General features: G+C 71.2%; 18 protein-coding genes and 2 pseudogenes. 12 read left to right on the forward strand and 8 right to left on the reverse strand.

The window, feature by feature from the left end; genetic code table 11:
* Positions 1–215: 215 nt before the first annotated feature.
* Together IE195_RS14875 and IE195_RS14880 are read right to left on the reverse strand one after the other, a co-directional pair.
* Positions 216–1,019: a response regulator gene (locus IE195_RS14875; protein WP_191271803.1), complete on the reverse strand. Its 804-nt coding sequence runs from the start codon at positions 1,017–1,019 to the stop codon at positions 216–218.
* A complete protein-coding gene (locus IE195_RS14880; RefSeq protein ID WP_191271805.1) occupies positions 1,019–2,629 on the reverse strand; it encodes a sensor histidine kinase in 1,611 nt (536 codons plus the stop codon). The genes IE195_RS14875 and IE195_RS14880 overlap by 1 nt, the downstream gene beginning before the upstream one ends.
* A gap of 178 nt (positions 2,630–2,807) precedes the next feature.
* Here IE195_RS14880 and IE195_RS14885 point away from each other — a divergent pair, with 178 nt between their 5' ends.
* The 6 genes from IE195_RS14885 to IE195_RS14910 all read left to right on the forward strand — a co-directional run bounded on the left by IE195_RS14885 (position 2,808) and on the right by IE195_RS14910 (position 10,103).
* Positions 2,808–3,848: a tripartite tricarboxylate transporter substrate binding protein gene (locus IE195_RS14885; protein ID WP_225942466.1), complete on the forward strand. Its 1,041-nt coding sequence runs from the start codon at positions 2,808–2,810 to the stop codon at positions 3,846–3,848.
* Positions 3,849–3,970: 122 nt separating this feature from the next.
* On the forward strand, positions 3,971–4,468 hold the full coding sequence (locus IE195_RS14890; RefSeq protein WP_191271809.1) for a tripartite tricarboxylate transporter TctB family protein: 498 nt from the start codon (positions 3,971–3,973) through the stop codon (positions 4,466–4,468).
* A 21-nt stretch (positions 4,469–4,489) separates the two neighbouring features.
* Positions 4,490–6,064: a tripartite tricarboxylate transporter permease gene (locus IE195_RS14895; RefSeq protein ID WP_225942467.1), complete on the forward strand. Its 1,575-nt coding sequence runs from the start codon at positions 4,490–4,492 to the stop codon at positions 6,062–6,064.
* 22 nt (positions 6,065–6,086) lie between these two features.
* Positions 6,087–7,076, forward strand: a complete 990-nt coding sequence (locus tag IE195_RS14900) for a Bug family tripartite tricarboxylate transporter substrate binding protein (protein ID WP_225942468.1) — start codon at positions 6,087–6,089, stop codon at positions 7,074–7,076.
* Positions 7,077–7,309: 233 nt separating this feature from the next.
* Positions 7,310–9,595 carry a HelD family protein gene (locus IE195_RS14905; RefSeq protein WP_191271811.1) on the forward strand — a complete coding sequence of 762 codons (2,286 nt, stop codon included), beginning with the start codon at positions 7,310–7,312 and terminating at the stop codon, positions 9,593–9,595.
* A gap of 34 nt (positions 9,596–9,629) precedes the next feature.
* Positions 9,630–10,103 (forward strand): hypothetical protein, encoded by a 474-nt coding sequence (locus IE195_RS14910; protein ID WP_191271813.1) that lies wholly within the window; start codon positions 9,630–9,632, stop codon positions 10,101–10,103.
* Between the two features lie 97 nt (positions 10,104–10,200).
* On the opposite strand, the gene IE195_RS14915 is transcribed toward IE195_RS14910, so the two are convergent.
* The 4 genes from IE195_RS14915 to IE195_RS14930 all read right to left on the reverse strand — a co-directional run bounded on the left by IE195_RS14915 (position 10,201) and on the right by IE195_RS14930 (position 15,105).
* A complete protein-coding gene (locus IE195_RS14915) occupies positions 10,201–11,064 on the reverse strand; it encodes a geranyl diphosphate 2-C-methyltransferase (protein WP_191271815.1) in 864 nt (287 codons plus the stop codon).
* A gap of 69 nt (positions 11,065–11,133) precedes the next feature.
* Positions 11,134–12,336 (reverse strand): family 2 encapsulin nanocompartment cargo protein terpene cyclase, encoded by a 1,203-nt coding sequence (locus IE195_RS14920; protein WP_191271817.1) that lies wholly within the window; start codon positions 12,334–12,336, stop codon positions 11,134–11,136.
* Positions 12,337–12,370: 34 nt separating this feature from the next.
* Positions 12,371–13,771 carry a family 2B encapsulin nanocompartment shell protein gene (locus IE195_RS14925; RefSeq protein ID WP_191271819.1) on the reverse strand — a complete coding sequence of 467 codons (1,401 nt, stop codon included), beginning with the start codon at positions 13,769–13,771 and terminating at the stop codon, positions 12,371–12,373.
* 488 nt (positions 13,772–14,259) lie between these two features.
* The gene (locus IE195_RS14930) at positions 14,260–15,105 is read right to left on the reverse strand and encodes a hypothetical protein (RefSeq protein ID WP_191271821.1); all 846 of its coding nucleotides are present in this window, start codon (positions 15,103–15,105) and stop codon (positions 14,260–14,262) included.
* A gap of 124 nt (positions 15,106–15,229) precedes the next feature.
* On the opposite strand from IE195_RS14930, the gene IE195_RS14935 reads away from it, so the two are divergent.
* The 5 genes from IE195_RS14935 (at position 15,230) to IE195_RS14955 (ending at position 18,290) form a co-directional block, all read left to right on the forward strand.
* The gene (locus tag IE195_RS14935) at positions 15,230–16,048 is read left to right on the forward strand and encodes a metallophosphoesterase family protein (protein WP_191271823.1); all 819 of its coding nucleotides are present in this window, start codon (positions 15,230–15,232) and stop codon (positions 16,046–16,048) included.
* 258 nt (positions 16,049–16,306) lie between these two features.
* Positions 16,307–16,768 (forward strand): hypothetical protein, encoded by a 462-nt coding sequence (locus IE195_RS14940; RefSeq protein ID WP_191271825.1) that lies wholly within the window; start codon positions 16,307–16,309, stop codon positions 16,766–16,768.
* Positions 16,769–16,971: 203 nt separating this feature from the next.
* Complete coding sequence (locus tag IE195_RS14945; protein WP_191271827.1) at positions 16,972–17,349, forward strand: DUF1330 domain-containing protein; 378 nt, start codon at positions 16,972–16,974, stop codon at positions 17,347–17,349.
* A gap of 159 nt (positions 17,350–17,508) precedes the next feature.
* The gene (locus IE195_RS14950; protein ID WP_191271829.1) at positions 17,509–18,018 is read left to right on the forward strand and encodes a DoxX-related protein; all 510 of its coding nucleotides are present in this window, start codon (positions 17,509–17,511) and stop codon (positions 18,016–18,018) included.
* Positions 18,019–18,134: 116 nt separating this feature from the next.
* On the forward strand, positions 18,135–18,290 hold the full coding sequence (locus IE195_RS14955) for a hypothetical protein (protein ID WP_191271831.1): 156 nt from the start codon (positions 18,135–18,137) through the stop codon (positions 18,288–18,290).
* Here the strand turns inward: IE195_RS14955 and IE195_RS14960 are convergent.
* Positions 18,273–19,230, reverse strand: a pseudogene (locus IE195_RS14960) (IS481 family transposase). The gene IE195_RS14955 and the pseudogene IE195_RS14960 overlap by 18 nt on opposite strands.
* Positions 19,231–19,340: 110 nt before the next feature.
* Positions 19,341–20,232: pseudogene (locus IE195_RS14965) on the reverse strand (IS5 family transposase).
* A gap of 251 nt (positions 20,233–20,483) precedes the next feature.
* Here IE195_RS14965 and IE195_RS14970 point away from each other — a divergent pair.
* The gene (locus tag IE195_RS14970) at positions 20,484–21,221 is read left to right on the forward strand and encodes a Crp/Fnr family transcriptional regulator (protein ID WP_225942469.1); all 738 of its coding nucleotides are present in this window, start codon (positions 20,484–20,486) and stop codon (positions 21,219–21,221) included.
* Positions 21,222–21,259 lie beyond the last annotated feature (38 nt).

The raw sequence follows: 21,259 nt of genomic DNA on the forward strand, positions 1-21,259 counted from the left end.
GGTCGGGGTGGTCGTCACCGGCCGGGGCCGCCAAACAGGAAACGACCGCCGGTCCGGGGCGGTCGCTGTTTTCGGGTACTACGAACCTGCGCCGCTCAGGAGCGGCGCCACCACTGGGCCTGGCTGGTCGTATTGGCTCGCATGGGCCCGAGTGTAGCGGCTGTGGCGGACCGGGGCCACCGCCGCACCGATTCCGGTGCGGTAGCGGCCCCGGTTCACCCCGACCAGCGGTAACGGCGTTCGGGCCGTCCGGCCGTGCCGTAGCGCAACCGGACCTCGACGCGGCCGGACTCGGCGAAGTGCTCCAGGTAGCGGCGGGCGCTGACCCGGGAGATGCCGGTGGCGGCGGCGCACTCGGTCGCCGAGAGGTCCTCGGTGCCCGTTCCCCCGCTCCGGGCGGCGCGGGTGCGCAGCGCCCGCTCCACGAGCTCGGCGGTCGGGCTGGTCAGCCCCTTGGGCATCACCTTGGCTGATCGGTTCACCGGCCGGGCCGCGCCGAAGGCCCGGTCGACGGCGTCCTGGTCGGCGGCGTCCCCGGTAGCCAGGTCACGGCGCAGCCGCGCGTAGTCGCGCAGCCGCTCGGTCAGGAGCGCGGGCTCGAAGGGTTTGATCAGGTACTGCACCGCCCCGCCGCGCAGCGCGTGGCGGACGGTCTCGCTGTCCCGGGCCGCCGTGATGACCAGCGCGTCCACCTCGGGCAGGCCCTCGCCGCCGGACGCGCGCAGTGCGCGCAGCACCTCGATGCCGTTCATGTCGGGCAGGTAGATGTCGAGCAGGACCAGGTCCGGGCGCGATCGCGCGACCATGTCCAGGGCCTCGGCCCCGGTCCCGGCCTCGCCGACGACGGTGAAGCCGGGGACCCGCTCCACCAGGCCGCGGTGGACCCGGGCAACCATGAAGTCGTCATCGACGATGAGTGTCCTGACCTGGGCATCCGTGTCTTCGGGCGTCGCCTCCGGCCCGTTCGGCGTGTGCCTGACGGTGTGCTGCGGTCGTGGGCTGCCAGGAGTGGCGGGCATCAGTTCTCCCCTTCGGGGTCGGGCGGGGTCTCGTACAGGACGGCGGTGAACCGCGAACCGGCGACGGTCGCCGTTCCGCCGCGGCGCGCGCAGACCAGGCCGACGATGGCCAGCCCCAGCCCGCGCTTGCGCCCGGCCCCGTCCTTGGTCGTGTAGCCGTGCTGGAAGACCTCGCCGGCGAGTTCGCTGGGCACACCGGGCCCGGAGTCGCTGACGCTCACCTGGACCGGGGCGCTGCCGCCGCCGACGACCCCGACCTCCACCCAGGGGCGTTCGGCGCCGCCTGCGGTCGGGGCGACGGCGTCCAGCGCGTTGTCGACCAGGTTGGCCACGACCGTGACCAGGTCGTCGGACAGCTCCTCCGAGACCGGCTCCAGCCGGGTCCGCGGACAGATCCGCAACCGGGTGCGCTGCTCGTCGGCCAGGCTGGTCTTGGCGATGAGCAGCGCGGCCAGCGAGGGGTCGTTGACCCGGCCGGTGACGTCGGCGCTGAGCTGGGCCCGGGCGCCGCCGACCTGGCTGACGTACTTGGCGGCCTCACCGTACTCGCGCAGTTCCAGCAGCCCGGAGATGACGTGCAGCCGGTTGCTGAACTCGTGGGCCTGGGCGCGCAGGGTCTCGGTGGTGGTCTTGCTGGTGTCCAGTTCGTGCTGGAGCTCGACCAGGTCGGTGCGGTCGCGCATGGTGGTCACGGATCCGGCGGGGCTTCCCTCGGCGGCCAGAGGCATCCGGTTGAGGGCGACCAGCCGGTCGCCGAGGGCCACCACGGTGTCGCGGCCCCGGACCCGGCCCAGCAGCACGTCCTCCAGTTCACCGCCCACCCCCAGGTCGGCGAGGGTGGAGCCGACGCAGCCGGGGGGCAGGCCGAGCAGGCGGACGGCGGCGGCGTTGGCCAGGGTGACCCGGTGCTCGGCGTTCAGCCCCAGGACTCCCTCCTTGATGCCGTACAGCATGGCCTCCCGGTGTTCCACGAGCCGGGCGATCTGGTCGGGTTCCAGGCCCAGGGTCTGGCGTTTGACCCGGCGGGACAGCAGCAGGGACCCGGCCACGCCGAGCACGCTGGCGATACCCAGGTACACCAGGAGGTTGGGGGTGGCCAGGACCAGGAGTTCACCGGTACCGGGGTAGTCCACGCCCGCGACGACGACGCCGAGGATGGCGCCGCCCTCGCCGATGACCGGGACGGCCGCGGCCACGGTGCGGTTGCCGTCGATCTCGGTGACCCCGGTCCAGGCGCGGCCCCGGAGCGCCGGGGCGATGCCGGGCTCCGCCCGGGACCCGCCGTCGCCGGGGCCGGGGTCCAGGGTCAGGGCCCGCCCGTCGCTGTCGTGGACGATCAGGTGGTCGGTGCTGGAGAGCACGCGCACGCTCTCGGCCGTCGGCGCCAGGACCTCCGGGCTCCCCTCGGCCTGCAGCCCCGCGCGGACGATGTCACGTGCGGCGGTGCTCTCGGCGACCGAGAGCATCCGGCGGCTCTCGGTCTGGCGCAGGCGTGCGTCGGACTGGGCCAGGGACACGGCGGCGACCATGACCAGCACGGTGACGACGATGCCGAGCTGCAGCGCGAGGAACTGCCCGGCCAGCGTCGTCCTCGGCGCCCCGAACCTCATCGGACAGCCGCCGTCGGGGCCCGTGTGAACACAACGACCACAACATTCCTTACGACCATTGCCCGCACAAAAGACACAACACTTCTCACCCGTGTTTCCCTCTGCTTGCCTGTGCGTTGCCTCACACGACAACCGGAACATACCCGGCCAGATCCCCTACGGAGAAATCATGCTCCGCATGACGAAGACGCACGTCAGTCCTGGTACCCCCGGTTCGGGCCCCGCCCGCCGCACCCCCGGGTTCCGCGCGGCCGCCGTCGGTGCCGCCCTCCCGCTGGTGCTCGCCGCCTGCGGCTCCGGCAGCGGCACCGCCGAGGACGGCACCTGGGCGCCGACCGAGGCCATCGAGATCACCGCCCCGGCGGCCACCGGCGGCGGCTGGGACACCCTCGCCCGCACCGGTGCCCGCCTGCTGGAGGAGGAGGGCCTGGTGGACCAGTCCGTCCAGGTGGTCAACAAGCCGGGCGCGGGCGGCGCCATCGGCTGGGCCTACGTCGCCGGGCACGGCGGCGACCCGCACAAGCTGTTCGTGACCAGCCCGCCCGTCCTGCTGGTGCCGATGGCCGGGAACTCCGACCACGACCACGAGGACTTCACCCCGATCGCCCGTCTGGCGACCGACTACATGGTCTACCTCGTGCCCGCCGACTCCGACGTCGAGACCTTCGACGAGCTGGCGGCCCAGGCCGAGTCCGGTGAGTTCAGCGTCGGCGGCGGCTCGGGCCCCGGCAGCATGGACCACGTCGCCCTGGCGGGCGCGCTGACAGCGGCCGGGACGGACCCGGCCTCGGCCAACTACATCCCCTTCGACGGCGGCGGCGAGGCCATGACCTCGCTGCTGGGCGGGCACGTGGACGCGGCCGTCGTGGGCACGGGCGAGGCCCTGGGCATGCTGGAGTCCGGGGACATGCGCGCGGTGGGGATCTCCTCCCCCGAGCGCGTGGAAGCCGTGTCCGACGTGCCGACCCTGGTCGAACAGGACGTCGACTTCACCTTCGACATCTGGCGCGGCGTCATGGCCCCGGGCGACCTGGACGGGGCACAGGTCGCCTACTACGAGGAGCTGTTCGCGGAACTGATGGACACCGAGGCATGGCAGGAGGAGTCGGCCCGCCTGGGCTGGACCGACGCCTACCAGGACAGCGAGGAGTTCGGCGCTTTCCTGGACGACACCCGCGACGAGTACGCCGAGATCCTGACCGAGGTCGGTCTCCAGTGAGCGACAGGACCACGACACCGAACGAAGCGGCGGCGGAGACCGTCCGGAGCCGCCCCCGGAGGCCCTGGAGGCCGCGCGCGGGGGTGACGCCGGAGCAGGCGTTCCGGTTCTCACCCCGCACGATGGGCACCGCGGTCGGGCTGTTCGCGATCGGCTACCTGGTGCTGGCCTTCCAGATGCCCGACTACACGGCGGTGAGCGTCCCCGTCCAGCCGTCCACCCTCCCGCGCTGGCTGGGAGTGGTGCTGCTGGTGCTGGCGGTGCTGCTGTTCTTCCAGCGCGCCCCGGTGGACGAGGCGGCGGCCGCGGACAGCACCTCCACGGACGGCACTTCTACGGACGCCGACCCCGCGCAGGACGCCGCACGGCTGGGCAGGCTCGCCGACCCCCGCCTGGAGATCGGTCTGTTCGTCGGCGCACTCGTCGCCTACGTCGCCCTGTTCGAACCCCTCGGGTTCGTTCTGGCCACCGCCCTGTACCTGGGGTCGATGACCTGGTACCTCGGCTACCGCCGACACCTGGTCACCGCCACGGTCGCCCTCAGCCTGCCCTTCGCGCTCTACGCGGCCATGACCTGGGGCCTGGGCGTGGTGCTGCCGAGCGGCCCGCTCCCCTTCTGAACCCGACCAAGGAAGCCTCTCATGGGCATGCTCGACCAACTCCTGCACGGGTTCAGCATCGCGCTGACCCCGCAGAACCTGCTCTTCGTCCTCATCGGTGTGCTCGCCGGGACGGTCATCGGCATCCTGCCGGGGCTGGGGCCGATGAGCGCGATCGCGCTGATGATCCCGATCGCCTACGGCATGGAGCCCACCTCGGCGATCATCATGCTGGCCGGGGTGTACTACGGGGCCATCTTCGGCGGATCGACCTCGTCCATCCTGCTCAACGCCCCGGGAGTGGCCGGAACGGTCGCCACGTCCTTCGACGGCTACCCGATGGCCCTGCGGGGCAGGGCGGGCAAGGCCCTGGCGATCGCCGCGATCTCCTCCTTCGTCGGCGGCACCATCGGCGTCGTCGGCCTGATGGCGATCGCGCCGGGCCTGGCGTCGTTCGCGGTCAGCTTCGGCCCCACCGAGTACTTCGCCCTGATGGTGCTGGGCCTGACCGCGGTGGTCTCCCTCGGCGGGAACAACCTGGTCAAGGGCCTGATCTCGGCCGTGGTCGGGGTGATGACGGCCCTGGTGGGCATCGACTCCCAGACCGCGATCGTCCGGTACACCTTCGACCTGCCCGAACTGTACGAGGGCGTGGAGTTCCTCATCGTGGCCCTGGGCGTGTTCGCGCTCGCCGAGGTGCTGGTCATGCTCAACCGGCGCGGGCAGGGCGGTGCGCGCAAGGGCGTGACCTCGCTGCGGCTGTCCGGCCGTGAGCTGGGCCGGATCGCCCCGCCCACGCTGCGCTCCTCGGTGCTCGGCTTCTTCACCGGCGTCCTGCCGGGCGCGGGGGCCACGGTCGCCTCGTTCCTGTCGTACTCGATGGAGAAGAAGATCGCCCGCGACGGCGACACCTTCGGCCAGGGCAACCCGAAGGGGGTGGCCGCCCCCGAGGCGGCCAACAACGCGGCGGCGGTGGGCTCGTTCGTGCCGCTGATGACCCTGGGAGTGCCGGGGTCGGGCACGACAGCGATCCTGTTGGGCGCGCTGCTCGTACTGGGCGTGACCCCGGGGCCGACGATGCTGGCAGACAACCCCGACATGTTCTGGGGCGTGGTCGCGTCGATGTACGTGGGCAGCGTGGTGCTGCTCGTCCTCAACCTGCCGCTGATCCCGGTGTTCGCCAAGGTACTCAACACACCCAGGGCGGTCCTGGTCCCCCTGGTCGTCGTATTCTGCGTGGTGGGGGTCTACGGACTCAGCTTCAGCGTGTTCGACCTCGGCCTGCTGGCCGCGTTCGGCGCCGTCGGCTTCCTGATGCGGCGCAACGGCTTCCCGGCCGCGCCGCTGATCCTGGGGCTCATCCTGGGCGGTCTGATGGAGACCAACATGCGCCGGGCCCTGCAGATCTCCGGCGGTGACTGGGGCGTCTTCGCCAGCGAGCCGATTTCGGCGGGGCTGCTGGCCGTGGCGCTGCTGTCGCTGCTCCCGGCCCTGGTCCGCGCGGTGCGCGGACTGCGCCGCGGCCGGGTCGGGCCGAGCTCACCGGAGGCGGCGACGGACGCCGGAGCCGTGCCGGACGGCGGTTCCGAGGATCAGGCCCCGACTCCGCGGGGCTGAGACGACGGGAAGTGACGAGCGGTTGGACGGGCACAGCGGTGCGGCGGGTCGGCAGGGGCCGAGCCGCCGCGCCGTCCTCGCCGCCGGACTGGCGCTGGCGTTGGCGGGCTGCGAGGTTCCGGGACGCCAGGAGGCGCTGCGGATCATGGTGCCGACCCCGCCAGGCGGAGGGTTCGACCACACCGCCCGGACGCTGGCCTCGGTGGTCGAGGAGATCGACGCGGTCCCCGACATCGCGGTCTTCAACCTGGCGGGGAGTACCGGGACCGCCGCGCTGGCCCGGCTGGTGTACGAGCGCGGCTCGGCCGGCCTGCTGCTGCAGATGGGGCTGGGCCTGGTCGCCAACACCCACGTCGACTCCGCCGCGGACTCGGTCACCCAGGCCACCCCGGTGGCCCGCCTGATCGAGGAGCCCGAGGCCCTGCTGGTCCCCGCGGACTCGGAGTACGCCTCCATCGACGACCTGGTGCGGGCCTGGCGCGCGGACCCGGGAGCCGTCCGCGTCGGCGGCGGCTCGACCCCGGCCGGACCCGACCACCTGGTGACCATGCTGCTGGCCGAGGAACTGGGCATCGACCCGGCCGAGGTCGTCTACCGCTCCTACGACGGGGGCGGTCCGATGCAGGCCGCCCTGATGCGCCACACGGTCGAGTTCGCCGCCGCGGGCCCCGGCGAGCAGCGCGCGGCGATCGACTCCGGACAGCTGCGTGTCCTGGCGCTGACTGCGGCCGAGCCGGACCCGGGGATCGACGCGCCGACTCTGCTGGAGGCCGGGATCGACCTGGAGTTCATGAACTGGCGCGGGCTGCTGGCCCCGCCCGGGCTGTCCGGGGAGGACCTGGCATGGCTGTTGGAACTGGTGGAGCGGGTGCACGCCTCGGCGGAGTGGGGCGGGCGGCTGACGCGCAACCGGTGGACCGACGCCTACCTCGCCGGAGACGGGTTCGCCGCCTTCCTCGCGGAGGAGGACGAGCGCACCGGTCGGACCCTGGGGCGGATCGGCCTGGCCTGAGGCCGCTTCCGCACACACGTGAGCCGACCGGTGCCCGGACCCGCACGGGCACGGCTCGGGGTCCGGACACAGGGGAACCCCCGCCCCTGTGGGACGGGGGTCGTGACCGCGTGGACCAGCGCGTGGGCCGCAGCGCGAACGGTGCGTACGGCGTGCACCTTCTGCTAAGCTGCGATATCCGCGCTTACGAAAAGCAAAATAGAATTCTTCCTACGGGCAAGGATAGCAACCAAATGGATTCCCGTCAATCCGACAGCTCGGCCCCCTCGCCCGAGAAAACCGCGATCGTGGTCGAACAGGCGCGCGTCAGCGTCATGTACGAACGCCTGGACACCCTGCGGGCGCAGACCGAGCAACGGCTCATCGACGCCCACCTGCAGGAGCGCAGCGGCTACGCCGCCATCGTGGAACGCGAGACGCGCTCCTACGAGCACGCCCGGCGCCGGGCCCAGCTCGGCTCCGTCGAGGAGGGGCTCTGCTTCGGCCGGATCGACCTCGCCCACGGGCCCGAGGAGACCGAAGCCCGCTACGTGGGCCGGATCGGCCTGCGCGACACCGAGCACGAGACCATCCTGGTGGACTGGCGGGCCCCGGCCGCCCGCCCCTTCTACGCGGCCACCCCCGGAGACCCGGAAGGGATCACCCGCCGACGCCACCTCAGAGTGCGCGACAGACAGGTCCTGGGCGTGGACGACGAGGTCTTCGACACCGAGGGCCTCAGCGAGGGCGACCGCCGCCAACTGGTCGGCGAGGCGGCCCTGCTGGCCTCCCTGCACCGCGGCCGCACCGGCCGCATGGCCGACATCGTCGCCACCATCCAGGCCGAACAGGACCGGGTCATCCGGGCACAGCTGGCCGGGGTCCTGGTCGTCCAGGGCGGCCCCGGCACCGGCAAGACCGTCGCGGCCCTGCACCGAGCCGCCTACCTGCTCTACACCCACCGCCGGGTGCTGGAGCGCCGCGGTGTCCTGGTCGTGGGCCCCAACCCGGCGTTCCTGCGCTACATCGGCGACGTGCTCCCCTCCCTCGGCGAGACCGACGTGGTGATGCGCACGGTCGGCGAACTCCTCCCCGGGGTGGCGGCCACCGAACACGACACCCACCGGACCGCGCTGCTCAAGGGCTCCCCGCGGATGGCCGACCTGGTGCGCACCGCCGTCCGGGACCGGCAGCGCTCGCCCCTGCGGGCGTTCGGCGAGGACGACCTGCGCGTGGAGACCGACGCGGGGACGCTGCTCGTCCCCGGCGACCTGTGCGCGCACGTGCTGGAGAACGCCCGGAACCTGCGGCTGCCGCACAACACGGCGCGCAAGTACCTGGTGAACACCCTGCTCACCGAACTCGGCCGGGCCGAGTCCGTGCTGCTCGGCCGCCCCGTCGCGGAGGAGGACCTCCCGCACGCGGGCGCACGGCTCTGGCAGGAGGAGCCCGTACGGCAGGCCCTGGACGCCCTGTGGCCCGACCTGACCCCGCAGCGGCTGCTGCGCGGACTGTACTCCGACCCCGAGGCGCTGGCCCGGGTGGGAGCCGAGGCCGGGGTCGCGGAGGCCGGGTCCCTGGTCCGCCCCGCGGGCCACGCGTGGACCGTGGAGGACGTTCCGCTGCTGGACGAGGCCGCCGAGCTGCTGGGCCGGGACGACAGCGTCCTGCGCGCACGGCAGCGCAGGATGGACGCCGAACGGGAGGAGGAGGTCCGCTACGCCCAGGGCGTACTCGACTTCACCGGCCTGACCGAGGACCCGGCCGAGGGCCTGGACGCGGTCACCCTCGCCGCCCGCCACCGCGACTCGGGGCCCAATCTGAGCACCGCCGACCGGGCCGGGGCGGACCGCACCTGGTCCTACGGGCACGTGATCGTGGACGAGGCCCAGGAGTTGTCCCCGATGGCCTGGCGCACCGTGATGCGCCGGGTGCCGACCCGGTCCCTGACCGTCGTCGGCGACGTCGCCCAGACCGGCAGCGCCGCCGGGACCGACTCCTGGCTGACGGCACTGGAACCCTACGCACCCGCGAAGGTGCACGTGGAGCACCTGCGGGTGAACTACCGGACCCCGGCGCCGATCATGGCGGTGGCCGCCGACGTGCTGCGCGAGGCCGCCCCCGACCAGGAGATCCCCGAGTCCGTGCGCGAGGACGGGCAGCCGCCCCGCGCGGTACGGCTGGCGGACCTGCGCGGCCTGCCCGCCCTGGTCGTCGAGGAGCGCGGGGCCATCGGCGAGGGTCGGATCGCGGTGGTCACCTCCGACGCCTCCCTGGCCGAGGTGGCAGCCCTGCTGCCCGGGGCTGGACGCCCCGGCGCGGGCTCCGGAGACGAGCCTGGCGACTCCGTGGTGGTGCTGACCGCAACGGAGTCCAAGGGCCTGGAGTTCGACTCGGTGGTCGTGGTGCGCCCCGAACAGATCCTGGCCCAGTACCGGGGCGCCAACGACCTGTACGTGGCCCTCACCCGCGCGACCAGGCGGCTGACCGTGGCCCACGAGGCCGGCCTGCCCGGGATCCTCGACCGGTTGGCCGGGTGAGGGGCGCGGGGGTGCTTCCGGTAGGAAGAGGGACATGACCCCCGATCCCCCGGGCAGGGACCCGCTCCCGCCGCTCCCCCGCCCGGTCACCGGCGTCCACGTCCGCAACTTCCTGCGGACGGCCTGCCCCGGGTACTTCGCCCTGGTCTGGCTGGACGCCGGGCCCGCGCTCGACGGCGCGGACTTCGAGTTCGTCGACGACCTGCCCGCGACCTGCCCGCACCCCGACGAGCCCCTCCCCGAGGTGTTCAGGGCGGCCTTCGCCAAGGGGGTGCGCGAGGGGCTGGAGAACCGGGGCCGGGCGCCCTACGCCACGAGGGTCGTGCTCCGCGACGCCGTGTGGAGTGGGAACGACTCCAACCCCCAGAGCTTCGAGATCACCGGGAGGTACGCCGCCGAGGAGATCCTGGAGTGCGTCCGTCAGGGCCGCGAACCCCGGAGGGCGGGACGCAATGCCCTGGTCGACCGTCCCGTACCGCCGATGCCGCGGACCCTCCCACGGGACTGAGGACCCGCCACGGAGCCTGAGCCCGGCACGGGCCGCGGCCGGGCGCCCGCCCCACACGGCGGGCGCCCGGCGGCCGGACCTCGGGCCCCGTCGGGGGTCAGACCCTGTCGGCGGCGATGAGCAGGTAGTGGAAGCTGCCCTCGCGGTAGGCGGTCAGGAAGGGGTCCTCGATACCGGTGGCCACCGAGGAGCGCGCCCGCAGCTCCCAGTACGGGATGGTCTGGTCGGTCAGGTCCACCACGGAGATCGGGACCAGCCCGTTGGCGGCCATGGCCCGGAAGTAGGCGCTGCGCGGGTGGATGTTGCAGGTGTAGTGCTCGTCGATCCGGCTGACCGCCTTGGAGCGCCCACCGGTGACGTCGTTGTAGCAGCCGGTGATGGTCACGTACCGGCCGCCGTGGCGCAGCAGCCGGGCGTGCTCGGCGAAGAGCTCGTGCAGGTCCACGTACATGGTGGACTCGTTGTTCCAGCTGGCGGAGAGCGAGCCGGTCTCGAAACCGGTGTCGAGCATGTTGCGGAAGTGGAAGCGCACACGATCCGCCACCCCGCGCTCCCGGGCCTGCTCGTTGGAGAAGTCCACCTGCTTCTGCGAGATGCTCACCCCGTCCACCGCGCAGCCGAAGCGGTTGTGGGCCATGAAGCTGCTGCCGCCCCGGCCCGAACCGGTGTCCATGATCCGGTCCCGGGGCCCCAGCGGGCCGAGGTGGTCCAGGAGGAGTTCGGCCTGGGCGGTCTCCAGCCGGTGCATCTCCTCGATGATTCGCTGGTTCCGGGTCTCCTCCGGCCCCTCCAGCACGGAGGGGTCGAAGTCACCGACGCCGTAGTGGTGGTGGTAGAGGCCGTCCACGTCGCCCAGGCGCAGGTTCACCGGATCCTGCTCGGCGTTCCAGTACTCGGCGACCGATTCCTGGTAGGCGGTGCGCAGAACCGAACCCGAGGTCGAGGGCATGGTGTCAGTCATGTGAACTCCTTGTCGTGAGTGTGCGCGGCCCCTTCGGGGAGGGGTGCGCGAAGGCGTGTGCGAGCCGGGTCAGGACCGGTCCGCGCCGTGGTAGCGGGCGGTGCTGGCGTGCCACTCGCGGCTGCCGCCCATCCAGGCCCACAGCCCGGCCAGGAACCGGCCGAGCTCGGGCGGGCCGGTGGCGGCCAGCTGGGCGGACTCGGCCTCGAAGGCGTGCATGAGCTCGTCGTGCACCTGGACGGTGCGCTCGACCGCCTCCCGTGGCGAACAGTCGTCCTCGGTCTCGATCAGCCGGGGCAGACTGAAGTCGTCTGGGTCCTCCTTGCCCATCGAGTAGAGGTCGTTGACGATCACGCTGGCCGAACCCGCCAGGGTGAACACGCGCCGCACCTCGGGGCGGGCGAACTGCTCGGCGGGCAGCTCGTACCCGGCGACGGTGTCGATGAGCGCCATGCACGGCACGAAACTGTTCTCGTGCCGGTGCATCAGGAACTCCCACACGGGGGGCCGGTGCCCCGCCGTGTGCCAGACCCCCTCCTGGTTGTAGGCGACGAACATGATCGCCAGCTCGTGCCGGAGCCTGCGCAGCTGCGCCCAGCTGGCGTAGGCGCGCAGGTCCTCCAGGCTGGAGCGCAGGGCGACCATCACCGGGTCCGCGCGCACCACCCGTTCCAGCTGGGGTGCGTAACGACGGGGCAGGTGGGCCTGGTCGATGACCGAGTGCGCGATCGCCAGGCGCTGGCCGAGCAGGTCGTGCCTGGCCTCCTCGACCTCGCCGTCCACGTAGTGGTCGTCCACCGACCACTCGGCCAGGGCGCACTTGGCGGCGGCCAGCAGCCGGTCCGGGTCGTCCGTCTCGGGATGGGCCAGCATGATGAGCCGGCCGAAACCGGCCGAACTCACCCGGTCGAGCTCACCGGGGTAGACCCCGACCCGCTCGGCCCACTCCACGAGCCTGCGGTCGACCTCCTCTCCCAGGGCGGGGTCGTCGCGTACCGCCGGGGGGCAGTAGAGGACGGGCACCGCGTCGTGCTCCCCGGCACGGGAGTGCTCCGCGGGCGGGGGCACCACGGCCGTCCCGCCGCCGCCCCGGTCGGGGCCGAGCAGGGCTGCCAGCCCCGGAGGGTGCGCGGGCAGTGCGGGCACCGCCGGAGCCTTCGGGGGCGCCAGCAGGTCCGGCCTGCCGGGGCGCCGCCGGTCACGCAGCAGGGCCTCCACCAGGGGGGCCGTACCCGCGGCGGGGGCGGCGGACATTCTGGATAGCAGGGACACCGTCCCAGACCTCCTTCACAGACGTCCCGGACGGTCAGGAACGGGGCTTGACCTCGACGTTCTCCAGGATCCCGACGGCGTCGGGGACCAGGATCGCGGCCGAGTAGTAGGTGCTGACCAGGTAGGAGATGACGGCCCGCTCGTCGATCCCCATGAAGCGCGCGTTGAGGCCCGGCTCGACCTCGTCGGGCAGGCCCGTCTGGTGCAGGCCGATGACGCCCTCGTTGTCCTCACCGGTACGCACCGCGATGATCGAGGAGGTCTGGTCCCGGGTCACCGGGATCTTGCCGCAGGGCAGCAGCGGGACGCCGCGCCAGGCCGGCAGCTGGTGGCCGTGCACGTCCGCGGTGCCCAGGGGCAGGCCGAGCCGGTTGCACTCCTTGCCGAATGCGGCGATCGCCCGCGGGTGGGCGAACAGGTACTGGGTGTTGCGCCGCATCGTGATGAGGTCGTCCAGGTCGTCCGGGGTGGGCGGCCCGTCCTGGGTGTGCACGCGCTGGGAGAAGTCGGCGTTGTGCAGCAGGCCGAACTCGCGGTTGTTGACCAGCTCGTGCTCCTGGCGCTCGCGCAGGGCCTGGATGGTCAGCCGCAGCTGCTGCTCGGTCTGGTTCATCGGCTTGTTGTAGAGGTCGGCGACCCTGCTGTGCACCCGCAGCACGGTCTGGGCGACGCTGAGCTCGTACTCGCGGGGCTTGAGCTCGTAGTCGACGAAGGTCTGCGGGAGCTCGGCCTCCCCGATGTGGTTGGAGGACAGCTCGATCTCGGCCTCGCCGTGCTTGTTCTGCCCGTGGCCGGGCAGCGAGCGGACCCGGTCGATGTGGGCGCGCAGCTCCGGCGAGCGGTCCAGGGCCTGGGCGAACTCCTGTCGGGGCAGCTCCAGCAGGGTGCCCGAGGTGTCCGCCTTGACGGTGAACTCCCAGACGGGCTCCTCGTCCAGCAGGGACTGCTCGCCGAACCTGTCCCCGTCGGCGAGCACGCCCAGGCGGTTGACGTTGCCGTAGGGGCCCAGGTGGGTGCGGCTGACCCGCCCGTGGGCGATCAGGTACAGGGACTCGACGGCGCCGCCCTCGGTGACCAGTACCTGGCCGGGCTCGAACTCGCGCTGGGTGAAGCGGTCGGCCAGTTCGCTGAGGACCTGCTCGTCGTCGAACCCCTGCAGCAGCGACAGCTCGCCGAGCTCGCGCGGGATCACCCTGACCTCGGAACCGGTCTTGTGGAACTCGATCCGCCCGTCGCCGAGCGTGTAGCTCAGGCGCCGGTTGACCCGGTAGGCGCCGCCGTCGGCCTGGACCCAGGGCAGGGTCCGCTGAACCCAGCGGCTGCTGATGCCCTGCATCTGCGGGGCGGACTTGGTGGTGGTGGCCAGGTTCCGCGCGGCGGCAGTACTCAGGCTCTTCTGGCCGTTGGTACGTACCTCGGGGGCTTCGGTCGACATCGGCCGTGTCTCTCCTGTGTGTCGTCTGTCGGCCCCGTCCCTCGGCAGGCGAGCGAACGGGGAACGGAGGGAACAGCACTCACGGGGCCGCACCGCCGCGGTGTTCGTCCTGCGGCGGAGTGGCCCGTGAAAGCGCTGATCACATTAGGCAGCGAAAAGAGCCACACACAAGGCTTTCGCTGCTTTTGCCGACAACAACGTTCCAGGACAGGTCCGATACAAGAAGCAACGAGGGTCCAGAAATCGACCCCTTTCGCGCGCTTCGTTACCAGTACCAGAAAACGAATGTGGGCGAACGGACAAAAAACCCGTCGCCAATACCAGACATAAGCCAACAGAAGCGACATCTTAAAAACTGTCTCAATGGTTCACAGAAAACCACGAGAGAGACATTTCCTCTTTTCCCGCTCCCGGGCTTGCCCCCCGGCCCGGTCAGCGCCGCACGGCGTGTTTCGGACCGGCTCCGGAGGGCCCCGACCGGACCCCGGTCAGGTGTCCCGGATGGCCCCGCACTCGTTCTCGGCACCGTCGGCGGCGGGACCGTCCTCCAGGTCGTAGGGGTCGTCCGGCACACCCCTGGGCCGTTCGCCGCGGGGCTCCTCGTCGGGGTAGGCGGGGGTGAAGGTGTGCTCGTCGAGGAGGCAGTGCGTCGGGCCCACGAAGCGCCACCAGTTCGGGAAGACCTCCCAGGTGCCGTCGCCGTTGTCGTAGAAGGACACCTCGCCGTAGTGCGAGGTCACCAGACGCACCGACACCGGCTCCCCGGGGCGGGCGACGGGGTGCACGATCGTGTACTCGGTGCGCACGGCCAGGTAGTCCTGGCCGTACTCGTCGTCGGCCTCCTCCGCCCGCATGCGGCCGTCCACCTTGACCACGTCGCCGATCGGCTCGGCGGTGCCCGGGGCGAGGTTGAAGGGGATGGACCGGGTGTCGAGTTCGGGGTCCTCGTGCCCGTGGTGCTCCATGTACCAGGCCAGGGACTGGTCGGTGAGCAGCGCGGTGAACGCGCTGTTGTCCTCACCGAAGACCGCGTCCCGGTCCAGGTAGACGGCCTCCATGAAGTCCCGGGTGGTCTCGTAGGCCTCCTGGACCCGCCCACTCGGGTACGGGCCCACGGTCGAGGCCTCGGGGACGTCGAAGCCCTCCGCGTAGTCCTCGGCCTCGGTGCCGCCGAAGGGGTCGTCGCGGTCGACCCGGTCGACCAGGGGCACCGAGACCTCGGAAAGCGGGGTCGGGGCGGCCCCGTCCAGGAAGTCCTGGAGCGGGGCACAGGCGGTGAGGGTCAGTGCGGCGGAAACCGCCGTGCACAGGGCCAGGCGTGCAGGGGATGACATGGGGGATGCTCTGTCTCTCGGTCGGGTGTGTCTTTTGGGGCTTTTATACACCTTTCCTCGGTCAGTTCCCGTTACTCCGGTAGGGTGACCGCGGCCCGGCGTCGACACGGAAGGGGCGGTGGCCGTGGGCCTGTTCGCCATCAGCGACCTGCACGTGCGGCACGAGGCCAACCGTGCCTTCACCGAAGCACTGTCCCCGGCCTCGGCGGAGGACTGGCTGCTCGTGGCCGGGGACGTGGCCGACACCGCCGACGAGGTGATCGCGACCATGGGGGCGCTGGCCGCCCGGTTCGCCACGGTGGTGTGGGTGCCGGGCAACCACGACCTGTGGACCCTGCCCGCGGACCCCGTCCGGCTACGCGGGCAGGAACGGTACCTGTACCTGGTCGAGAGGCTGCGCGCACTGGGCGTGTACACCCCGCAGGACCCCTACCCCGTGTGGCGGGGCCCCGACGGGCCGGTGGCGGTCGCGCCCCTGTTCATCGGCTACGACCACACCTTCCGACCGGAGGGCGCCCGCACCAAGGAGGAGGCGCTGGCCGTGGCCCACGCCAGCGGCGTGGTGTGCACCGACGAGTACCTGCTGCACCCCGACCCCTATCCGGGGCGGGACGCCTGGTGCCGGGCACGGCTGGAGTACACGCGCGCCAGGTTGGACGCCCTCGGCCCGGATCTGCCCACGGTGCTCGTCAACCACTACCCCCTGGTGCGCGAGCCCACCCGGATACTGCGCCACCCCGAGTTCGCCCAGTGGTGCGGCACCGAGGAGACCGCCGACTGGCACCTGCGCTACCGGGCCCGCGCGGTCGTCTACGGCCACCTGCACATCCCCCGCACCATCACCGTCGACGGGGTCCCGCACACCGAGGTGTCCCTGGGTTATCCCCGGGAGTGGCAGCCGCGCCCCGAGCCCCCGCGCGGGCCGCGGCGGATCCTGCCGTAGGGGTCGTCCCCCGCGCGGTCGGCGGGCACCGGCGGTGGCGCCGCCGGTGCCGGGGAGGCGGTGGACCGCGCGCAGTCCCGGACCCGGGTGCGTGTCGGTGCGGGTCCGCCGGGCCCGCACCGGGGCCGTGCGCTCCAGAGGGGGAAACCCGCCATCGGGTGCGACTCGACCGCGCTGACATGCGAACCTGGCCGTGGGGGCGTGTGGAGCGGCCACACGCGCGAAGAATCCAGGGCGACGGCCGGACCGGGGGCGACGATGGCTGCGGACGCACAGGACACGCAATCCATAGCACTGGCGGCGATCGAGGACTTCCTCACCGGCCGGCTGGAGAGCACGCAGAGCGTGTCCCGCGCGGTGCGGGCGGCGGACAGCGGTGCGGGCAGTACCGGCAGGGAACTGGAGATGCTGCGCGCCCGTGAGCTGGCGGCGTGGCAGGAGCAGGGGTTCCTCAGCCACCTCAACGCCGCCGCGGTCGTCGAGGAGTACTACGGGCGGCGGGTAGCGCAGGCCCGGCGCGAGCTCAGGCGTGAACGCCCCGCGCGCAAGGAGCGTTACGCGAGGGCCCGCGACGCCTACCGCCGGATCCTCGAGGAACGCCAGGCCGTGCACCTCTGGTTGCTGGACCAGGGCTGGGACACCAACCTGAACAACCCGGTCACCGAGGAGGCGGAAGGGGTCGCGGGCCACTACTGGAACGGGGAACCCCGCCGCCCCTGATGCCCTGACCGCGCGCGGCCCCCGCTCCTTCCGGCAGAGGGGACGGGGCCGGGTGCCGCCTCCGAACCGTTCGCCCGTGAAGGCGGAGCGACACCGCACGGTAGATACCGACCAGCCGGTTTGTGATACTGGTTACCCGTCGGGAATTCCCGGCGGTCCACCACGACCCATCCGTCACACCGCCCCACCACAAGGAGTCACCCATGGCTGTCGACCCCACCGGACCCGTCCTGGCGAAGATGCTGGAAGAGGGACCTGACGGCCCCTTCGTCATGCTCAACCTGCTGCGGTTCGCCCCGGACGGCCGCGCCTCGTACGCGGAGTACTCCCGGCGGACGGCGCACTTCCTGAAGAAGTACGGCGCCGAACTGGTCTACGCGGGCGACGGCGCGGATCCCCTGGTCGCCGAGGAGGGGCAGGACTGGGACGCGGTGCTGCTCGTGCGCTACCCGAGCCGGGAGGTGTTCAGCCGCATGGTCTCCGACCCCGAGTACCAGGAGATCACCCACCTGCGCTCCCAGGCCCTGAGCGAGGCCGTACTCCAGCCCACCATCCCCTGGACCTCGCGCCGCAAGTCCTGAACAGCCCCACGGGCTGAGCGGACCGGCCCCGGGGGCGCCCCGGGGCGCCCCCGGGGCCGCCGGGAGGGGCCCAAGCGGGGCCCTCCGCCCCCAACTTTCCATTGACAAGTCGGGGCACCATGCGCTTATCTTTCCATTGGAAACTTTGGAGGAGCGAGCATGGAACCCCTGATCACCCTTGCCGGCGCCACCCTGGCACTGTTGGCCGCCGGAGCGCTCGGCGTCCGGGCCCTGCGATCCTGGTCGGTCGCGCTCCGCGGCGGGCTCGCGGCGATGTTCGCGCTGACCGGTACGGTGCACTTCGTCGGGATGCGCGAGGAACTCATCGCGATGGTCCCGCCGCCGCTGCCCCATCCGGGCCTGCTCGTCACCGTCACCGGGGTCCTGGAACTGGCCGGGGCCGCGGCCCTGCTGTGGTCGCGGGCCGCCCCCTGGGCCGCTGCGGGGCTCGCCCTCCTGCTCCTGGCGATGTTCCCCGCCAACGTGCACCTGGCGCTGACCGGCACCGATCTGCCACCGCACCAGGAACTCCTGCCGCGCGCCGCGATGCAGGTGCTCTTCCTGGCGGCCACGGCAGCCGTCGCGATCCATGCCTGGCGACACCGGGACAGCCGTGGCTCCACCCGGGCGCAGGCGGACCGTGAGCGGCGACCCGAGCACGCGGTCTGAGGACGCTCCGCCACCAAACCCGGGGGGCCGGAGAACGGCCTCTGGGCCCGACCCGCCAGAGGCATCCAAAAGAACGGTGACGGCCTCCGGCATCCGCGACGAGGCTTCAGCGAACAGTGACGAGGTCCCCCACCGTCGGATGGAAGCCCGACGGACTCACCATCCTCGAACTGAACCACAGCGGTGACAGCAACTTCGCGATCTGGGCGTACACGAACGGCGACCAAGCCCCCACGGTCAATGCCATCGGCCCCCTAGGTGTATTGACCTGAGAGGTTAGGTACACGGGAGGCGGGAGGGCCGCTGATCGCGGTGTGGAAGCGGTGGTGATTGTAGTGGTGCAACCATCCGGTGAACGCCTCCCGCTTCTGGGACTCGGACCGGTAGGGGCGGGCGTAGGCCCACTCCTGGGCCAGGATCCGGTTGAACCGCTCGACCTTGCCGTTGGTCTGGGGCCGGTAGGGGCGGGTGCGCTTGTGCTTGATCCCGGCCTCGGCCAGGACATCGCGCCATAGACGGGACTTGTAGCAGGACCCGTTGTCGGTCAGTACCCGCTCCACGGTGATCCCGACCGAAGCGAAGTAGGCGTTGGCACGTTCCCAGAACCCGACAGCGCTCTGCTTGGTCTCGTCGGCCAGGATCTCTGAGTAGGCCAGCCGGGAGTGGTCGTCCACCGCGTTGTGCAGGTAGGCATATCCGGCCTTGGCCCGCCTCTTACGGCCCTGGGCCCGTCCCAGCGTTTTGTGGCCTCCCCCGTCGGGGATGTTGCCGAGCTTCTTGATGTCCACGTGCACCAACTCGCCGGGACGGGCACGCTCATAGCGGCGCACCGCACGCCCGGTGGCCTGATCAAGATGGGCCAGGCGGGGCATGCGGTAGCGGGACAGGATCCGGTGCACGGTCGAGGGGTGCATGCCCAGGTGGCCGCCGATACGGGCCGGCCCCCACCGGCGGGTGTGGCGGAGTTTGATGACGCGGCGCTCGCGTGGGGCGGGGTGCGCCCAGGGCTGTGGTGGGGGCGGCTGGAGGCATCGACCATGCCGGCCTCGCCCAGGGCCCGGTAGCGGTGGGCCCAACGTTGGGCGGTGCTCACGCTGGTCTGGAAGCGTTCGGCGGCCCGGCGCAGCGGCCAGCCCTGGTCGACCACGCAGCGGGCCAAGGCAGGCGCCCGGCGGGGGTCAGACGGGCGTTGGCGTGGGTAGTGTGGGGCATTGAGGGCCTTCTGGTGAGTCGGGTAGATGTCGCAATCCACACCGATACCGAAGGCCCTCTTCGCGTGTGTCACGCGGGGTGGGTGTTACCAACCTCCATGATCAGTACACCTAGGGCGTGTTCGGTGGATCTTGGTTGCTGGTCTTGTCAGGTCTGGCACGTAGCCGGATCAGAATGTCAGCGATCCTGACGGTGGCCCGGTAAGTCGTGGCGAGCTTGTCGTACCGGGTAGCCAGCGCCCGGTACTGCTTGCGCCGGTTCATCAACCGCTCCACCCGGTTGCGTCGGCGGTAGGCCGCCCGATCGAAGTCGGGAGGCCTCCCCCCGGCCGAGCCGCGCCTGAGCCGGTTGGCCTTTGGGTCCTCGCGCTCGGGGATGGTGCACCGGATCCGCTCGGTGCGCAAGGTGTCCCTGTTGTTCTTGGAGCTGTAGGCCCTGTCCCCGGCCAGGGAGTCAAGCCTGCTGCGAGGCCGCCCCGGCCCGGGGTGTTGATCCGTACCAGTCCCACCAGCACCGGCAGCTGCAACGTGTCGGCGTCCTGTCCCGGGGTCAGGGTGGTGACCAGGGGGTGGCCGTTGCCCTCGCAGATGGTGTGGATCTTGGTGCTCAACCCTGCCCTGGACGTGCCGAGGCCCTGGGCGGCTCGTGAGTCCTCAGGGCTCTTCCCCTTTTTCGCGCTCCGGCGGCGTGCTGGTGGGAGCGCACCACGGTGGAGTCGATCTGGCCGTCCAGGTCCCGTTCCCGGGCCAGGAGCAGGTGTTCTTCGATACGGGCCCAGGTGCCGTCGGCTTCCCAGCGCAGCAGCCGGTCATGGGCGGTGCGCCAGGGCCCGTAGCGTTCGGGCAGATCACGCGAGGGGATCCCGGTGCGGGTGCGGTAGGTGATGCCGTTGAGGACCTGGCGGTGATCACGCCAACGTCCCCCGCGTTGGGGCGCGAGCGAGGGTAGGAGTGGCTGGAGCAGTTCCCACTCGTGGTCGGTGAGCTCGAATCTGCGGCTCATACACCGGTTGTACACCAGCGGTCAGAGCCACAGATTCAAGACTCAAGATCCACCGAACACGCCCTAGGAGGGCCAGGCACACCTCCCTGCAGGCTCTCATCACGTTCGAGGGCGACTGAACCCTCACCCGCTGAGCCTGACCCACTGAAGAAGAGCATCAGTATTTCGAAAATCACAATAATGGAACTGGCGTACGAATTAAGATGCTCTTTCAGGGGCTTCACCCGTAGCCCGGGCTCAGCATAAGAAAAATGTCAGCACCACTTGGCACAATCCGCACTGTCGCTTGCCCCTCCCTCAGAGCGGAGCCATCGCCCGTGAACCTACGCCAGTGCATTCCAGAGTCAGCGTGGAACGACTTGCTCAGCAGCGGCAGCCGTCGCTCCTACTCACCCGGGGCTCCCCTCATGCATCAGGGGAGAGCACCGGGTTTCGTGGTCGCACTGATTCAGGGAACCGTCAAGGTCACCGAGGACACCCGCGACGGGCAGAACGTTCCGTTGGCCCTACGAGGGCCTGGTGAACTCCTGGGAGAAGTAGGGGTGCTCCTCGATCAGCCGAGAACCGCCTCCGTATGGGCAGTGACCAGGTGTGTGGGACACAGCATCCCTTCTTCCACCTTCCTCTCCCTGGTGGAACGGAACCGCCTGACCGGGGCCCTGCACCGCTTCTCTCTGAACCGCTCACTCGAGAAGGAGGCACACCTCCAAAGCCTCCGGCGCGACTCGACGGAGGCGCGCATGGCACGCTTCCTCGCCCACCTCGCACGTGAAGTGGGCGAGATCAGAGGCCGGAGCACCACCATCCACCTGGGGATGGACCGAGCGGAGCTGGGCCTCATGCTCCGCATGAGCCGAGCGACCGCAATCGAGTCTCTGGGGCACCTCAAAGCACTCGAACTCATCAAATGCGGACGAAAACACATCGAAGTGCCAGATATTGACACACTTGACCTCTACACAACCAGGGAATTGCGCGATGTGATCTGACCCACGGCCCAGCGTCCAGAATCAGACGATAACCCTGC

Origin of the sequence: Nocardiopsis terrae (genome assembly GCF_014651695.1) — a bacterium.
Classification (GTDB): domain Bacteria; phylum Actinomycetota; class Actinomycetes; order Streptosporangiales; family Streptosporangiaceae; genus Nocardiopsis; species Nocardiopsis terrae.

Bases quoted from the DNA above. Each gene is read 5' to 3' on its own strand.
- IE195_RS14885 (WP_225942466.1), top strand. From the start codon at position 2,808: ATGACGAAGACGCACGTCAGTCCTGGTACCCCCGGTTCGGGCCCCGCC.
- IE195_RS14950 (WP_191271829.1), top strand. From the start codon at position 17,509: ATGGAACCCCTGATCACCCTTGCCGGCGCCACCCTGGCACTGTTGGCC.
- IE195_RS14910 (WP_191271813.1), top strand. From the start codon at position 9,630: ATGACCCCCGATCCCCCGGGCAGGGACCCGCTCCCGCCGCTCCCCCGC.
- IE195_RS14970 (WP_225942469.1), top strand. From the start codon at position 20,484: ATGTCAGCACCACTTGGCACAATCCGCACTGTCGCTTGCCCCTCCCTC.
- IE195_RS14945 (WP_191271827.1), top strand. From the start codon at position 16,972: ATGGCTGTCGACCCCACCGGACCCGTCCTGGCGAAGATGCTGGAAGAG.
- IE195_RS14905 (WP_191271811.1), top strand. From the start codon at position 7,310: ATGGATTCCCGTCAATCCGACAGCTCGGCCCCCTCGCCCGAGAAAACC.
- IE195_RS14915 (WP_191271815.1), bottom strand. From the start codon at position 11,064: ATGACTGACACCATGCCCTCGACCTCGGGTTCGGTTCTGCGCACCGCC.
- IE195_RS14875 (WP_191271803.1), bottom strand. From the start codon at position 1,019: ATGCCCGCCACTCCTGGCAGCCCACGACCGCAGCACACCGTCAGGCAC.
- IE195_RS14880 (WP_191271805.1), bottom strand. From the start codon at position 2,629: ATGAGGTTCGGGGCGCCGAGGACGACGCTGGCCGGGCAGTTCCTCGCG.
- IE195_RS14895 (WP_225942467.1), top strand. From the start codon at position 4,490: ATGGGCATGCTCGACCAACTCCTGCACGGGTTCAGCATCGCGCTGACC.
- IE195_RS14925 (WP_191271819.1), bottom strand. From the start codon at position 13,771: ATGTCGACCGAAGCCCCCGAGGTACGTACCAACGGCCAGAAGAGCCTG.
- IE195_RS14930 (WP_191271821.1), bottom strand. From the start codon at position 15,105: ATGTCATCCCCTGCACGCCTGGCCCTGTGCACGGCGGTTTCCGCCGCA.
- IE195_RS14940 (WP_191271825.1), top strand. From the start codon at position 16,307: ATGGCTGCGGACGCACAGGACACGCAATCCATAGCACTGGCGGCGATC.
- IE195_RS14890 (WP_191271809.1), top strand. From the start codon at position 3,971: ATGGGCACCGCGGTCGGGCTGTTCGCGATCGGCTACCTGGTGCTGGCC.